General features: G+C 66.2%; 11 protein-coding genes. 5 read left to right on the top strand and 6 right to left on the bottom strand.

Annotated elements, in window-relative coordinates; genetic code table 11:
- The first annotated feature begins 114 nt into the window (after nucleotides 1-114).
- The 3 genes from C4B30_RS07170 (at nucleotide 115) to C4B30_RS07160 (ending at nucleotide 3502) form a co-directional block, all read left to right on the top strand.
- A complete protein-coding gene (locus C4B30_RS07170; protein ID WP_105132210.1) occupies nucleotides 115-1053 on the top strand; it encodes a YihY/virulence factor BrkB family protein in 939 nt (312 codons plus the stop codon).
- Nucleotides 1054-1473: 420 nt separating this feature from the next.
- Complete coding sequence (locus C4B30_RS07165; RefSeq protein ID WP_027782647.1) at nucleotides 1474-2631, top strand: porin; 1158 nt, start codon at nucleotides 1474-1476, stop codon at nucleotides 2629-2631.
- Between the two features lie 397 nt (nucleotides 2632-3028).
- Nucleotides 3029-3502, top strand: a complete 474-nt coding sequence (locus C4B30_RS07160) for a VOC family protein (RefSeq protein ID WP_027782646.1) — start codon at nucleotides 3029-3031, stop codon at nucleotides 3500-3502.
- A gap of 102 nt (nucleotides 3503-3604) precedes the next feature.
- Here C4B30_RS07160 and C4B30_RS07155 read toward each other — a convergent pair whose 3' ends face one another.
- Both C4B30_RS07155 and C4B30_RS07150 read right to left on the bottom strand, forming a co-directional pair.
- Nucleotides 3605-4447, bottom strand: coding sequence for an AadA family aminoglycoside 3''-O-nucleotidyltransferase (locus C4B30_RS07155; protein ID WP_234015404.1), 843 nt, complete (start codon nucleotides 4445-4447; stop codon nucleotides 3605-3607).
- Between the two features lie 274 nt (nucleotides 4448-4721).
- Nucleotides 4722-5171 carry an HU family DNA-binding protein gene (locus C4B30_RS07150; protein ID WP_027782645.1) on the bottom strand — a complete coding sequence of 150 codons (450 nt, stop codon included), beginning with the start codon at nucleotides 5169-5171 and terminating at the stop codon, nucleotides 4722-4724.
- 257 nt (nucleotides 5172-5428) lie between these two features.
- On the opposite strand from C4B30_RS07150, the gene C4B30_RS07140 reads away from it, so the two are divergent.
- Complete coding sequence (locus C4B30_RS07140) at nucleotides 5429-6547, top strand: acyltransferase family protein (RefSeq protein ID WP_089501491.1); 1119 nt, start codon at nucleotides 5429-5431, stop codon at nucleotides 6545-6547.
- A gap of 374 nt (nucleotides 6548-6921) precedes the next feature.
- Here the strand turns inward: C4B30_RS07140 and galU are convergent, their stop codons facing one another.
- Together galU and C4B30_RS35605 are read right to left on the bottom strand one after the other, a co-directional pair.
- Complete coding sequence (gene galU / locus C4B30_RS07135; RefSeq protein ID WP_027782643.1) at nucleotides 6922-7809, bottom strand: UTP--glucose-1-phosphate uridylyltransferase GalU; 888 nt, start codon at nucleotides 7807-7809, stop codon at nucleotides 6922-6924.
- 230 nt (nucleotides 7810-8039) lie between these two features.
- The gene (locus C4B30_RS35605; protein ID WP_162836110.1) at nucleotides 8040-8183 is read right to left on the bottom strand and encodes a hypothetical protein; all 144 of its coding nucleotides are present in this window, start codon (nucleotides 8181-8183) and stop codon (nucleotides 8040-8042) included.
- 217 nt (nucleotides 8184-8400) lie between these two features.
- Between C4B30_RS35605 and C4B30_RS07130 the strand changes: the two genes are divergently transcribed.
- Nucleotides 8401-9576, top strand: coding sequence for an acyltransferase family protein (locus C4B30_RS07130; protein WP_105132209.1), 1176 nt, complete (start codon nucleotides 8401-8403; stop codon nucleotides 9574-9576).
- A 377-nt stretch (nucleotides 9577-9953) separates the two neighbouring features.
- Here C4B30_RS07130 and C4B30_RS07125 read toward each other — a convergent pair whose 3' ends face one another.
- A complete protein-coding gene (locus C4B30_RS07125; protein WP_199779057.1) occupies nucleotides 9954-12422 on the bottom strand; it encodes a glycosyltransferase family 4 protein in 2469 nt (822 codons plus the stop codon).
- Nucleotides 12419-13885, bottom strand: coding sequence for a flippase (locus tag C4B30_RS07120; RefSeq protein ID WP_105132207.1), 1467 nt, complete (start codon nucleotides 13883-13885; stop codon nucleotides 12419-12421). Before C4B30_RS07120 ends, C4B30_RS07125 begins: the two co-directional genes overlap by 4 nt.
- Nucleotides 13886-13920 lie beyond the last annotated feature (35 nt).

Genomic DNA, 13920 nt, shown 5'->3' with positions numbered 1-13920 from the left:
GGAATTATAGACAGTTCAGGCAACTATGATCGAATCCTCGGATCAATACCGATTTGTCCGATTAACCTGCGATCAAACTCCGATGATCCGCGTTCCGCGCGCAACCGAACCGTCATGAAACGACAGATCACTTCCGAAGCCACCCGTCTCGCCCAGCAGCAGGCCAACTGGGCCCTCACCGCGTTCAAGCGCTTCTCGTCCGATCGCTGCTCCGCGATGGCCGCGGGCATCGCGTTTTTCTCCGCGTTCTCGCTCGCGCCGACCCTCGTGATGGTCATCGCGGTGGCCGGCTGGTTCTACGGCGACGACGCCGCGCGCGGCCAGGTGTTCGAACAGGCGCACCAGTTGATCGGCGACGACGCGGCGGCCAGTATCCAGACGATCGTGCAGAACGCGCACCGCGCGGGCGAGCGCGGCGGCCTCGCCACGCTGATCTCGTTCGCCGCGCTCGCGGTCGGCGCATCGGCCACGTTCGCGTCGCTCAGCGCGGCGCTCAGCGTGATCTGGCCGGCCACCGAAAGCCGCTGGTCGAGCATGCTCGGGCTGGTGCGGGTGAGGCTGATCTCGTTCGGGCTCGTGCTCGGCGTCGCGTTCCTGCTGATCGTGTCGCTCGTGCTCGACACCGCGATCACCTTCATCGGCACCTGGCTGCTGGGCAATTCGCCGTACGTGGTCGTCACGAACCTCGTGCAGTTCTTCGTCGGCATCGCGGTGCTCGCGGCCGCGTTCGCGTCGTTGATGAAGTTCCTGCCCGATGCGCGCGTCGCGTGGCGCGACGCCGCGATCGGCGGCATCGTGTCGGCGATTCTGTTCTCCGGCGGCAAGAAGCTGTTCGCGCTGTACCTCGCGCGTGCGGGCACGGCGAGCGCGTTCGGCGCGGCCGGATCGTTCGCGGTCCTGCTGATGTGGCTGTACTTCTCCGCGGTCGTGCTGCTGCTCGGCGCGGAGTTCGCGGCGGCCCGCGGCAACGCGCATCGGGCGGCAGAGAATTCGGCGCCGGGAGCGTCCGCTCAAGCTGCCGATCAAGCGGAGAATCGCCCGCGCGACGACTGATTCACCCGTCCGCTGAAAACGGCCGCACATCGATCTCTCTCGCGCCCCCGGCACACTCGCTCGCGCCTTCACAACCCCGACGTCCGCCGCGCATTCACGCGGCGTCGGCGCTTCTTGCCACGTCGACGCGCACGTACCTGCAACCGCAAACGTTTGCATACCCTCATTTTCCTGCTGCAACGGGCCCAAATAGGGGGTCTGCCGACATGCGCGTCAACTATTGAAACAATCGCGGCGCAGCAATTGTCAACTATTTCATAAATAGGAACAGTTGCTGATGTGCTTGATATATATAGACTTTTTCCCGCTGTTACCTTTTCGAGACACTTTATTTTTTAAGCTTTCTTGCGTGTATGGCACTGAGCTATTCTCCAATCCGCAACAAATAACGATGAATCACTTGCGTGGAGAAACTCAACGATGAAGAAACTTGCTCTCTCGACCCTCTCGCTCGCCCTGCTGGGCGCTGCCGGCGCTGCTCAAGCTCAGTCGAGCGTGACGCTCTACGGCGTGATCGACACGTCGATCACCTACGTTCACGGTAACGATGGTCAAGGTAACAATTCGTGGTCGATGGGTAGCGGCAACCTGCAAGGCAGCCGCTTCGGCCTGAAGGGTTCGGAAGACCTCGGTGGCGGCCTGAAGGCGATCTTCCAGTTGGAAAACGGCTTCAACTCGGCATCGGGCGCACTGGGCCAAGGCCAGCGCATGTTCGGCCGCCAGGCTTTCGTCGGCCTGCAAAGCGACCAGTACGGTACGCTGACGCTGGGTCGCCAGTACGATCCGCTCGTCGACCTGGTTCAGGCAGTCACGGCTGACAACTACTTCGGCAGCGTGTTCGCCACGCCGGGTGACGTCGACAACAACGACAACAGCCTGCGCGTCAGCAACGCGATCAAGTACACGTCGCCGGTCTGGGCAGGCCTGCAAGTCGAAGCGATGTACGCACTCGGCGGCGTCGCCGGCGCAACCGGCAAGGGTCAGACGTGGGCGGCAGCGGCAGCGTACAACAACGGCCCGCTCGGCCTGGCTGCCGGCTACTTCCACGCGAACAACTCGGCTCCGCTGAGCGCAACGGGCCAGCGCACTGGCTGGGCCGGCACGTCGGACGCGATCTTCGACGGCTCGGGCACCTTCATCAACAACGCGTACTCGTCGGCATCGTCGATCGGCATCGCACAAGTCGCTGGCCAGTATGCATTCGGCCCGGTGACGTTCGGCCTCGGCTACAGCAACGCGCAGTACAAGGCTGATGCGAACTCCGGCTTCGGTACGAACCAGAAGTACAACACGGGCCGCGCATTCGTCACGTACCAGGCATCGGCACCGCTGCTGCTGGGCGTCGGCTACATCTACACGAAGGGTAGCGGCCAGACGGACGCCAAGTACCACCAGGTTTCGCTCGGTGCGGACTACTCGCTGTCGAAGCGTACGGACATCTACCTGGTTGGCGCGTACCAGCACGCAAGCGGCCACAACGCCGATGGCAGCGATGCGCAAGCGTCGGTCGGCTCGTACGGCATCGCCGGCAAGAGCTCGCAGGAAATCGTCGCACTCGGCCTGCGCCACAAGTTCTAAAAACGAAGTATCCGGCGTGCACGGTGTCTCCGACGCCTTGCGCACCGACCTGGAAAGCCAGCCCCGGTTTCGGCCGCGGCTGGCTTTTTTTCGTCTGGCTCCGGCCGGCGGAGGGCCGATATCGCCTACAGGGCCTTCGCGCGAAAGCCGACGCCCCGACATGGGTCGGCGAACCGGCAGCGGCACATGGCGGCTGCAATGCACCCGCAACACCGTTTTCCATGTCCAAAGAGGTCGCCGTTTCTCCGTAGGACGACTACCATCCGCACAGCCGGCGTCGCCCGGCTCGATCGATGCGGGATTTGTTTGCGCCGCGTGTCGATTCCGGCAGGCGTCGTCCGTCGTATCGATGGCGGCATACGGTTTGCCCCGAACCCATACAGACAGGAGATTCGTCATGACGATTCAGAAGATCACGCCTTTTCTCTGGTATTCGACTGAAGCCGAAGAAGCAGCGGCCTTCTATGCCGGCATCTTTCCGGATTCGCGCATCGTGCGCGTCACGGCGGTGCCTGGCACCGACGGCACGCGGATGGTCGAATTCGAGCTGTTCGGACAGCCATTCCTTGCGATGAGCCACCCGCGCACGGAGGCGTTCAACCATTCGATCTCGCTGCTCGTCAGTTGCGCGGACCAGGCGGAACTCGACCGCTACTGGAGCGCCCTGCTCGACAACGGCGGCACGGCCGACGGCTGCGGCTGGCTGAGGGATCGTTATGGCGTGTCGTGGCAGATCGTTCCGGAAGCGCTCATCCCGATGATGGCTGACCGCGACGCGGTCAAGGCGGGGCGCGTGGCCGCCGCGATGATGCAGATGACCAAGTTCGACGACGCCGCGCTGAAGGCCGCCTTTGCGGGCACGGCGGGCTGACGACCGGCGGTGGGCAACGCTTATGTGACGCCGCGCCGGGCCGGGCCGCCCGCGTGCACGCGGCTCGATGGTTTGCGCATGGAGCCGGCTCGCAGGCGTTCGCTATCCGTCGCCGGCCGCTGAACCGGTAGCGTGCATCGTGGGCGCCCATTGCTCCGCCGACAGCATCGACTCGACCGTCCGCCGCGCGTAGCCGATGAATTCGGCCAGCGGCTCGCCCGACAGGATCGTCGCGCCCGCTTCGCCATCGAGATAGGCAGCACGTGCAGCCGCTACAACCGGCCGGTGCGCGTCCGGCAAGCGCTCCAGCACCCACGTCGCGGCGACGTCCTTCGGCGCGATCCTGCCGGTCGCGGCGCTGTACCAGATGCGTGCGAGCGCGAGCACGACGTTGCATTCGTCGCCGCGCCAGGCCGGCTCGGCCTTCCACTGTGCAACGGTCGCAAGCAGCGCGGCGACGAAGTCGCGCGCGGGCACCGGCTCGAACAGCACGTTCGCGGGCGGCCCGACCAGCGCGACACCGTGCTCTCGCACCTTCGTCAACAGAATGGCCAGATCGTGATCGACCAGCGGCGGCTCGACGATGCCGGCTTCCAGATCGCTGCGCAGCCATTCGCCGAACTGCAGCTCGCGTCGCGCCGGATGGCGCCACGGCACCACGTCGCCGTGTGCGATGACGGTGACCTCCAGCGCACGCATGTCGCCGCCACAACCGGGCGGTGCCGACGCGCCGAGCAGGTCCGACATCAGCGCGCGCCGCACCGCTTCGTCCGGGCGCACCGCTACCGTCACCAGCAAATCGATGTCGCTGCGCGGTTTCAGGCAGCCGTCGAGCGCCGATCCGAACAGATGGATCGCTTGCAGCGTCGCACCGAGCTGCCGTTCGATCGCGGCGCGGGCGGCGGCGACCTGTCCGGCGATGTCGTGCGGGATGAGGTCAGTCACGATGGCGAACATGGCGATGCGCTCGCAACGGAACGCGACGAAACAACGCGGCGCGCGAACGAAAGTTGCCGCTCGGCGATGCGGATGCGAATGCGAATGCGCGGCATGCGATCCGCCGCCCATCCTGCGTCGGGCAAACCCGTCATCGCCGGGCCGGCTATTCGCCGCCGCGCGATTTGCGCAGCGCAATAAAAATCCCCGCACGCTGTCGCGTACGGGGATCTCGGGACATCGCAACGGCTGCCGACTTGCATTCGGCAGTCGTTGCGCGGCATTACGCTGCCGCGTCCTTCAGCTTCTTCAGCGCACGTGCCTTCACGCGCACGCTGGCCGGCTTCGCCGGGAACCAACGCTCTTCGCCCGTGAACGGATCCTTGCCGAAGCGCTTCTTCTTCGCCGGCACGACTTGTGCCGTGATCTTCAGCAGACCCGGCAGCGTGAACTCGCCTGCGCCCTTCTTGTGAACCGAGCCCAGCACGACGTTCTCGAGTGCGACGAGCACTGCCTTGACCGCCTTCACTTCGACAGCTGCGCGCTCAGCGATGTGCGTTGCGAGCGATGCCTTCGTGAACTTGTCCTTCAGCGGCGTCGGAGCAGCCGGTGCTGCCTTCGCGGCAGCCTTCTTGGCCACTACTTTCTTCGCGGGCGCAGCCTTTTTGGCAGCCACTTTCTTGGTGGCCGGTGCGGCAGCCTTCTTGGCCACCTTTTTTGCGGAAGTCGCCATGTTTCTCCTACCAGGTGTGGTCGTTGGATACACGAAGCGTGCAACGCGCGCGCTTCAACGCCGGATTCTACAAGCGCCTTGACGCTTCGTGCAGTACTTTTATGCGTTTTCACGGGGTTTCCCGCAGGTTTTGTTGCGCGCGACCGACTTCATCGACGCTCGAGCGTAAAAAAACACCTTCACGTATACGTCCGAACGCGAATTACGTTCGATATTTGCGCACCTATACTGGGCTCGCTCAATGCCCGGATGCCTCCATGCGCGAAGTCAGATACGTCAAAGGACTCGACGGCCTGCGAGCCCTCGCCGTCATCCTCGTTTTCCTGTCCCACAAGGGCCATGTCCTTGCCGTCGACGTCGGCAAGCTTGGCGTGTGGACGTTTTTCCTCATCAGCGGATTCCTGATCGTCGGCGAGCTGCATCGCAACCGCCAGGCGATCGAGCGCGGCACCATGACGCGCCGCCACGCGCTGGCGCTGTTCCTCGCGAAGCGCGCGCTGCGGATCTTTCCCGTGTATTACCTGCTGCTCGCGGCGCTCGCGATCGCGCACGCGCTGTTCTACCAGCGCGGCGTCAACCTCGGGCTCGCATGGCACGCGGCGTTCCTGTCGAATTACTGGATCGGCGTCGTCAAGGACGGCTGGCCGGGTTCCACGTCGCACTTCTGGAGCCTCGCCGTTGAACAGCAGTTCTATCTGATCGCCCCGCTCGCGCTGCTCGCGGTGCCCGCCGCGCGACACGTCGCGCTCGGCGTCGCGGCCGTCGCGCTGTGTGCGCTCGCGCATCTCGCGCTCTACCTGTCGGACGCGTCGCCGGTGCTCATCTACGCGTTTTCCCCGTGGAATTTCGCGTTGATCGCGCTCGGCGGCGTCGGCGCGATGGCGCTCGCCGATCGCGGCGCGGCCGCCGCGCGCCGCGTGCCGCCCGGCTGGCTCGGCGCGGCCGGCGTCGCCTTCTTCCTGGTGCTGCCCGCCTGCACGGCGTTGCCCGATGCGGTCGCGGGGCTCGCGGATCTCGGCCTGTCCGTGTCGCTCGGCGCACTGATGCTGTGGATCGTCAGCGAACCGGAGCATCCCGTCGTCGCGCTGCTCGATTGGGCGCCGCTCGCCTATCTCGGCACGATCAGCTACGGCTTCTATCTGTTCCACAACCTGATTCCGGCGCGCTTCGGCGTGCTGCCTGCGTCGTTCGCGCACGTGCCGATGCCGGACATCGTCCGCGACGCGCTGCCGGAAATGCTGCAATTCGCGCTCGCCGTGCTGCTCGCGCACCTGTCCTGGCGCTATCTCGAGAAGCGTCTGCTCGACTTCAAGAAGCCGATCGCCGCGATGCTGGCCCGGTACTTCGCCGCGCAGCCGAGCGCGTCGCCGCGCTGAGCGGCACACGGGCGCGGCGCGCGGCGGAGGCCGGATCGCAACGTGTCGATACTAGTGACGACGCCCGGCGGCCGACGGCATGGCAGCCGATGCCGCGTCATCGGGCAACACCGGCGCGAGCGTCGTGCAGACCGCGCACCCCATCCACCAATCCACTCGCCCGGCGAATGCTTCGGCACCGGTTTCACGCGCGACGTCCCGCGTCATCGGCACGCTTCGCGTGCCGCGTGCCGCCGCCTTCCGGACATTCCCCGCACCACATGCAGACGTCGCGCACCATGCTCGTGCGCCCGCAAAAACAAAAAAGCCCCGGCGCGCGAGCGGCCGGGGCCAACGGAACAACCACCACCTGAAACGACGGAGCGCGCGGCCGCTTAAGCGACGGCAGCCAGCGCGGGCAAACAGGTACGCAGGTACGCCTCGAATTCGCGACTCACTTCCGGATGCTGGAGCGCGAGCTCGACGGTTGCCTTCAGATAGCCGATCTTGCTGCCGCAGTCGAAACGCGTGCCGTAGTAGCGATACGCGAGCACCTGCTCGTTCGCGAGCAGCGACTGGACGGCGTCGGTGAGCTGCAGTTCGCCGCCCGCGCCCGGCTTGAGCTTGCGCAGGTGATCGAAGATCGTCGGCATGAACACGTAGCGGCCGACCACGCCGAGGTTCGACGGTGCATCCTCGGGCGCCGGCTTCTCGATGATGCCCGACAGCTTGATGATGTCCTCTTCCCACTCCCGGCCTTCGACGACGCCGTACGAGCGGCTGTCCTCGCGCGGGATCGTCTCGACCCCGATCACCGAGCTGTGATAGTGGTCGAACACGTCGACGAGCTGCTTGAGCACCGGCTGTTCGCCGTGCAGCAGGTCGTCGGCGAGGATCACCGCGAACGGCTCGCCGTGCACGAGCTTCTCCGCGCACAGCACCGCGTGGCCGAGGCCGAGCGCTTCCGGCTGGCGCACGTAGAAGCAGTTGACGTGGCTCGGCTTGATGCCGCGCACGAGCTCGAGCAGCTTTTCCTTGCCGCGCGCCTCGAGCTCGGCCTCGATTTCGTACGACTTGTCGAAATGATCCTCGATCGCGCGCTTGCTGCGCCCGGTCACGAAGATCATCTCGGTGATACCGGCGTTGATCGCTTCCTCGACCGCGTACTGGATCAGCGGCTTGTCGACGACGGGCAACATTTCCTTCGGGCTCGCCTTCGTTGCCGGGAGGAACCGCGTGCCGAGACCGGCAACGGGAAACACGGCCCTGGTGACTTTCAACATGTTCGCATCCTGATAGCGTTGACTGCACCGCGTCGACCCACGACCCGGCGCGATTGTGTTCCGAACGGCATATCGAGAATCGACGGCACCGCCAATTCCACTCCGCTCATTTTCGATATGAACTGGTTGCCCAATTATTTCTGAAAAAATATAATCGTTTCAAGCCGGTCGATATTGCCGAACCGATTGCCGAAGCAGAAACAAATTACCGATTTTCCAGATACAAATTCTTACGATTCGAATTCCTCGATATAGGGCACGCCGCCCCGCTCGAAGCCCGGGCGAATCGGTTCGTTCTTCAGCGCCTCGCGGTACGCCGACAGCACGACCATGACCAGCAGTACTGCAGCGCTCGCGATCCAATGCATGTCCATCTTGCCGCTCCTTGCATCAATCAACTGGAGCTTCAAATTATCAGAAAAAAATCGGCAAATAATTTGAGCTCGTCGAGAGCTGCTTTCAGACCGTGATAAATCCATGATGTGGAATACCGGGATTTCCGGGGCGAGATTTTTTTATTCATTGACCGAATTCTTGCGCATTACGATTGGATGAAACTTCCCGTCCATCCGTCGCAAGGAATCGAATCGCATGCAAGCTTTCAGCGGATCGTCTCTGGCCGCGCCGCCCGTCGCCGATCACAAGGAACACGTGATCGACGCGATGCGCGGCTTCGCGGCGCTGCTCGTCGCCTATTTCCACTGCCGCCAGGTCGTCTGGGTCGGCATGCAGAGCTTCCATCATGCTTACGGTCATGCGCTGAGCCCGGGCGTGATCGCCGGCTACCTGACCTTCCCGTTCGCGTGGGGCTCCGCCGGCGTCCCGATCTTCTTCGTGATCAGCGGCTACTGCATCCACCGCAACGCGGCGCTCAAGCTCGCGGCCAATCCCGCGTACCGGCTCGACGCGCCGAACTTCTGGGTGCGCCGCTTCGCGCGCATCTATCCGGTGCTGCTCGCCGCGCTGCTGTTCACGCTCGCGCTCGATGCGGTCAGCCTGCAGATCGAGCCCGTCAGCCACAAGATCCGCGACGTCGGCCTCGTCGCGTTCCTCGTGAACCTGTTCTCGCTGCAGGGCGTCGCCGGCTACACGTACGGGTCGAACGGCGCCCTGTGGACGCTGTCGCTCGAAGTGCAGTTCTACGCGATCTACCCGCTGCTGTTCGCGCTGCGCCGGCGCATCGGCATGCCGGCCGTCGTGGCCGCGGTCGCGCTCGTCAACGTCGCGTCGGCGTGGCTGCTCGAACGGCACGACCTGCAGTTCTTCACGTCGTACTGGCTGTCCTGGACGATCGGCGCATGGATCGCGGACGTGCGCGCGCAGCAGTCTCGCGGCACGTCCGTCGTGCCGTCGCGCGCGTGGTACGTCGCGGCCGCCGTGCTGCTGGCCGCCGGCTGCGGCGCATTCCATTTCGGCCAGTACGGCGCGTTCCAGCTGTGGTCGGCCGGCTTCGCGTGCTTCCTGTACCGCGCGCTCGCCCGCCCGCCGCGACCGACGCCGCCGCTGCGCGTGCTGAGCTGGTTCGGCGACTTCAGCTACTCGCTGTACCTGGTCCACCTGCCGCTGTTCGTCTGCCTCGGCTCGGTGCTGTTCCACTCCGAACTGCAACTGTCGATCTGGCCGTCGTTCGCGTTCATGGCCGTCGCGATTCCGGTGGCGTACCTGTTCTACCGGATGTTCGAACGGCCGGCGATGATGTGGTCGGCCAGCTTCAAGCCGACCCGCACCGCCCGCGTCGTCGCGTCGGCGCCCGAACAGGCCGTCTGACGCGGGACCGGCCGGGTCGGTCGGCCCGTCCGGGTCGAAGCCCCCGCGCGGTGTCTCGCCGCGCGGGGGCTTTTTCATGGCCGGCACGCGGTTGCCGGCCGGGTCGGGAGGGACCGGCAGACTGCTGCTGTCCGACCGCGCCACGGCCCGTGTGGCGACCCCTGGCGATATCCACGGCGCCGGATCGCCTCACGTTCCCGACGGCCCGATCCCGTTCCAGATGACGACCGGCCACGCTCGCGCCCGACTCGGACCCGGGCGCGCAAACCCGCCCGTCCGTCACGACCGGACGCTCCACCCGCTGAAAAGCAAAGCCCCCACGCAGCGCAACGCCGCATGGGGGCCCGTTTCCCGCCGGCTCGCGCCGACCGCTGCCGCTACTTCTTCGCCTTCGCAGCCTTGGCGGCCTTGGCGGTATCCGAGAGGATCTTCTCGACCCGCTCCACGTAGGTTTCGGTCCCGAACCGGCGCACCGCGGTCGCACGCCCGCTCGCGACGAGCCGCTCGCGCAGCGCGCCGTCGCGCTTGAGCGCGGCCAGCGCATCGGCCAGCGCGGCCGCGTTGCCCGGCTCGCAGAGCAGCCCGTTGTCGCCGTCCTCGATGATCTCGACGACGCCGCCCGCGCGGGCCGCGACGACCGGCCGGCGCGCGAGCATCCCCTCGACGATCACGCGCCCGAACGGCTCCGGCGTGATCGACGTATGCGCGACGACGTCGACCGCCGTCATGCATGCGGCCACGTCGCGCTGGAACCCGAGGAAATGCACGCGTTCGTCCATCCCGTGCTGCGCGACGTATTCGTGCAGTTGCGCCGCATACTCGTCCTCGCCGAACAGCGGCGCGCCGACCAGCACCACGTGCATGTCGGGATGCCGCTCGGCGGCCTCCAGCAGCACGTGCTGACCCTTCCAGCGCGCGAGACGGCTGAACGAGCCGACCAGCCAGGCGTCCGTGGGCAGGCCGAGGCGCGCGCGCAGCGCGGCCTGGCTCACGCCTTCCAGTGCATCGAACGGTTCGGCCGAAATGCCGTTGAACACGACGTCGACGTGCTGCGGCGTGAAACCCGTCAGCGCGCGGAACGCCTGCGCGGAGGCGTCGGAGTTCGCGATCACGCGCGTGATGCCGAACCGCGCGCAGTACTTGATCGCCCGTAGCTGCTTGCTGCCGAAATGGTCGGTGCTGACGATGTCGCGCAGGTGCCAGACCACCGGCTTGCGCGCGAGCCGCCCGGCGAGCGCGGCGACCACCATCGCGCGTTGCGTGTTCGCGTAGATCACCTCGGCCCGGCGCGCGCGCCGGGCGACGTCGCGCACCAGCCGCACGAGCTGCTTCACCGCGCCGAACGACACGCCGCCCTGCTTGCGCACGCCCGCGAGCGCGCCCTGCTCGACCACGTCGACGCGCGCGCCGATCTCGTCGAGCGCCGCGCGGAACGGGCCGTCGTCGAACAGCAGCACGTCGGCGTTCGCGCGCATGTGCTTCATGATCTCGAGCAGCGACAGCTCGGCGCCGCCGAGCACGCCGCTCTGGTCGAGCACGAGCGTTGCCGGGCCGCGCGCGGCCGGCATCGGGGCGGCGGTGCCGCGCTGCGCGGTCGAGCCGGGCAGCGCCTGCTCCACGTAGTCGAGGAAGCGCTGCCGGAACGTATCGGCGGAAAACCGCTCCGCGTTCGCGCGGCAGGCGTTCGGCGTGAAGCGCTGCGGTGCGCGCTCGAAGTCGTCGACGGCCGCGACGACGGCGTGCGGCGTCTGTTCGTCGAAGAAGAGACCGGTCGGATTCGGGCTCGATTGCGGGTCGAGCACCGTTTCGAGCGCACCGCCCTTGCCGTACGCGATGACCGGCGTGCCGCACGCCTGCGCCTCGACGACCGAGATCCCGAAATCCTCCTCGGCCGCGAACACGAACGCCTTCGCGCGCCGCATCCGGTCGTGCAGCACAGCGAACGGCTGGTAGCCCATGATCTCGACGTTCGGGCCGGCCTTCGCGCGGATCTTCTGCATCTCGGGGCCGTCGCCGATCACGACGAGCTTGCGCTCGGGCGTGCGCGAAAACGCTTCGACGATCAGGTCGATCTTCTTGTACGGCACCATCCGCGACGCGGTCAGGTAGAAGTCCTCCTTCACCGCGTTCAGCGAGAACGCGTCGACGTCGACCGGCGGGAAGATCACCGCCGCGTCGCGGTGATAGACCTTCTTGATGCGCCGCGCGATGAACGCGGAGTTCGCGACGAAGCCGTCCACCGCGTTCGCGGTACGCGTATCCCAGTTGCGGATGTAGTGCAGGATCATCCGCGCGAGCAGCGATTTCGGCCCGTGCGTGAGGTTCGACTGTTCCAGATACTGGTGCTGCAAATCCCACGCATAGCGGATCGGCGAATGCACGTAGCTGATGTGCACCTGGTCCGGCCCGGTCAGGACGCCCTTCGCGACCGCGTGGCTGCTCGAGATCACGAGATCGTACTCGGACACGTCGAGCTGCTCGATCGCGAGCGGCATCAGCGGCAGGTAGCTGCGGTACTTGGTACGTGCGAACGGCAGCTTCTGGATGAACGACGTCGTCACCCGCTTGCCGCGCACGAACGCGCGGTCGTCGAGGAAATCGACGAGGCTGAACAGGTCCGCGTCGGGAAAGCACGCGACGATCTGTTCGAGCACGCGCTCGGCGCCCGCATAGGTGACGAGCCAGTCGTGGACGATCGCCACGCGCAGCGAGCGCGCCGGCTGCCGCGCGCCGGCGCGCTCGGCCGGCACCGCGCGGTGCAGCGCGGCGGCATCGCCCGCGTGGGCCACGGCGGCATCGGCCGTGGCGAGATTCAATACGGCGTGTTCCGCCAGATCGCGATTCATACGGTTTTCCTCGCATTGAGACGGACAAACAGGTCGCGCACGAGCGCGCGCAGCCCCGGCGTCATCGTGAGCGACCACGCGACGTTCAGCACCAGCACGACCGCGCACATGCCGATCGACTCGCCGAGCCCCGACCACGCCTGCGCCAGAAACAGGCTAGCGAGCAGGAAGGCGAGATGGGCGAGCATGTCGAGCACGATCGCGCGCATCCGGATCGCCGACAGGTACAGCAGCACGCCGTAGTCGACGAGCGCGCGCGCCGCGACGACCACCGCCGCGCCGATCAGCCCGAAGTGATGAATGCCGAACCACAGGCCGCCGACGAAGAACGGCATCTCGACGAGCCCGGCGAATGCCGCGCGGGCCGGGTTGACCTGCGACTGGATCAGGATGCGCGTGACGCTCGCCTGGCCGACGAGCCACACGCTGATCACCAGCATGCGGCCCACCGGCGCCGAATGCGCGGCGAGATCGGCGCCCACCCACAGCGTGAGGAACGGCGCGAGCGCGAAGATCGCGACGATGCCGACCGGCGTGAACACGCCGTTCAGGAATTCGAGCGACTGGCGCGCGAGCGTGTCGGCATGGTCGCGGCCGACTGCCGACAGGCGCGGGAACAGCGTGCGCACCAGCGCGTTCGGCAGCATGTTCAGGCGCGTGACGAGGTTCTGCGGCACCGTGTAGTAGGTGACGAACTTCGCGCCCATGCCGGCGCCGAGCATCACGCGATCGAGCGTGTCGGCGATCATGCTCGTCATGCTCGCGATCAGCATCCAGCCGCCGAAGTTGAACAGCCCTTTCGCGGTGCCCCACTGCGGCGGGTCGATGCGCCGGATCCCGAGCACCTTGATGCTTGCGTGGCCGAGCATCACCGCGGCGATCAGCCGAGCGACGACGGCCGCGGCGAGCACCGTCTGCAGGTTCGGCGCGATCCACCACGCGGCGCCGAGCGGCAGCAACTGGAACAGGAACGTACCGATCGTCTGGTTCGTATTGAACACGCCGAACCGTTCGGCGCCGTTGATCGCGCCGGCGAACACCCACGACACGTTCGCGAGCGGAATCGCGAGCGCGAGCCACGGCAGCGCCAGATACACCTCGTGCTGCATCGCGGCCGACACCTTCGTGAAATACGCGGTGTAGACGAACGCGCCGAAGTAGATCAGCAGCCCGCCCGCGATCCCGGTGCCGAGATTCAGCCAGAACGCGCTCCAGAACACGCGCGCGCTTTCGTCGGCGTTGCCGCTCGCGAGCGCCTTCGAGATGTGGTTCTGCGCGGCCATGCTCATCCCGAGATCGAGGATCCCGAAATAGCCGATCAGCGTCCACACGAGGCTGACGACGCCGTAGCGTTCGACGCCGAGCGCATGGATATAGGCGGGCACCGTCACCAGCGACACGAAGGTCGGCAGGATCAGCCCGATGAAGTTGATCGAAACGTTCTTGAGTATGCCTTTGTCCATGCTTGTGCCTTGTGTGACGGCGACGATGTCGTGAG

This window comes from Burkholderia sp. BE12 (genome assembly GCF_002959955.1).
Classification (GTDB): domain Bacteria; phylum Pseudomonadota; class Gammaproteobacteria; order Burkholderiales; family Burkholderiaceae; genus Burkholderia.
Note: the sequence above shows the minus strand (reverse complement) of the source record. Positions and strands in the feature narration are given on the sequence as shown.

Excerpts from the sequence above, each read along its gene's own strand:
- C4B30_RS07170 (WP_105132210.1), top strand. The coding sequence starts at position 115 with ATGAAACGACAGATCACTTCCGAAGCCACCCGTCTCGCCCAGCAGCAG.
- C4B30_RS07165 (WP_027782647.1), top strand. The coding sequence starts at position 1,474 with ATGAAGAAACTTGCTCTCTCGACCCTCTCGCTCGCCCTGCTGGGCGCT.
- C4B30_RS07160 (WP_027782646.1), top strand. The coding sequence starts at position 3,029 with ATGACGATTCAGAAGATCACGCCTTTTCTCTGGTATTCGACTGAAGCC.
- C4B30_RS07150 (WP_027782645.1), bottom strand. The coding sequence starts at position 5,171 with ATGGCGACTTCCGCAAAAAAGGTGGCCAAGAAGGCTGCCGCACCGGCC.
- C4B30_RS07140 (WP_089501491.1), top strand. The coding sequence starts at position 5,429 with ATGCGCGAAGTCAGATACGTCAAAGGACTCGACGGCCTGCGAGCCCTC.
- galU (WP_027782643.1), bottom strand. The coding sequence starts at position 7,809 with ATGTTGAAAGTCACCAGGGCCGTGTTTCCCGTTGCCGGTCTCGGCACG.
- C4B30_RS35605 (WP_162836110.1), bottom strand. The coding sequence starts at position 8,183 with ATGGACATGCATTGGATCGCGAGCGCTGCAGTACTGCTGGTCATGGTC.
- C4B30_RS07130 (WP_105132209.1), top strand. The coding sequence starts at position 8,401 with ATGCAAGCTTTCAGCGGATCGTCTCTGGCCGCGCCGCCCGTCGCCGAT.
- C4B30_RS07125 (WP_199779057.1), bottom strand. The coding sequence starts at position 12,422 with ATGAATCGCGATCTGGCGGAACACGCCGTATTGAATCTCGCCACGGCC.
- C4B30_RS07120 (WP_105132207.1), bottom strand. The coding sequence starts at position 13,885 with ATGGACAAAGGCATACTCAAGAACGTTTCGATCAACTTCATCGGGCTG.